The organism is Heliomicrobium gestii, from assembly GCF_009877435.1.
In the GTDB taxonomy this organism is placed as follows: domain Bacteria; phylum Bacillota; class Desulfitobacteriia; order Heliobacteriales; family Heliobacteriaceae; genus Heliomicrobium; species Heliomicrobium gestii.
Genome location: NZ_WXEX01000037.1, coordinates 1 through 620, shown reverse-complemented (window position 1 = coordinate 620; position 620 = coordinate 1). Strand labels below are relative to the sequence as shown.

Here is a 620-nt window from a genome sequence, read left to right as displayed (position 1 = left end):
GACCATGCAGTGACCATCTCATGATGCCACTGGTGTGAACGTGGAGCGGGTGATGGGAATCGAACCCACGTAACTAGCTTGGAAGGCTAGGGCTTTACCATTAAGCTACACCCGCGTGGATACCGACATGGTCGGAGTGACACGACTTGAACGTGCGGCCTCCTGCTCCCGAAGCAGGCGCTCTACCAAGCTGAGCTACACCCCGATAAATGGCGGAGAGAAAGGGATTCGAACCCTTGAGACAGGTTTTGCCCGCCTACACGATTTCCAATCGTGCGCCTTCGACCAACTCGGCCATCTCTCCACATTTTTATAATGGTAGCGGTGGTAGGATTTGAACCTACGACACTACGGGTATGAACCGTATGCTCTAGACCAACTGAGCTACACCGCCAACGTATCCAGGCTCCGCTCAGGAAGCGGAATTCTCAACGAGCCAATCGCATTGACTTGACTCGAACACAGTAGAGTGTGGCGGAGTGGGTGGGATTTGAACCCACGCTGGCCTTACGACCACTAACGATTTAGCAAACCGTCCTCTTCAGCCACTTGAGTACCACTCCGCAGTGCTTATGCTACCCATGGAGCGAAGTCAAGAACCGTTCAATTGGTTGCGGGGG

The 620-nt window shown here is 53.9% G+C and carries 5 tRNA genes; all 5 read right to left on the bottom strand.

The features are described from left to right. Nucleotides 1-41: 41 nt before the first annotated feature. Nucleotides 42-115 (bottom strand) — tRNA-Gly (locus GTO89_RS16900). Between the two features lie 13 nt (nt 116-128). Beyond that, a tRNA-Pro gene (locus GTO89_RS16895) sits at nt 129-205 on the bottom strand. A 5-nt stretch (nt 206-210) separates the two neighbouring features. After that, nucleotides 211-304: transfer RNA gene (locus tag GTO89_RS16890), tRNA-Ser, on the bottom strand. A 12-nt stretch (nt 305-316) separates the two neighbouring features. After that, nucleotides 317-394 (bottom strand) — tRNA-Met (locus GTO89_RS16885). A 78-nt stretch (nt 395-472) separates the two neighbouring features. Then, nucleotides 473-563: transfer RNA gene (locus GTO89_RS16880), tRNA-Ser, on the bottom strand. Between the last annotated feature and the right edge of the window lie 57 nt (nt 564-620).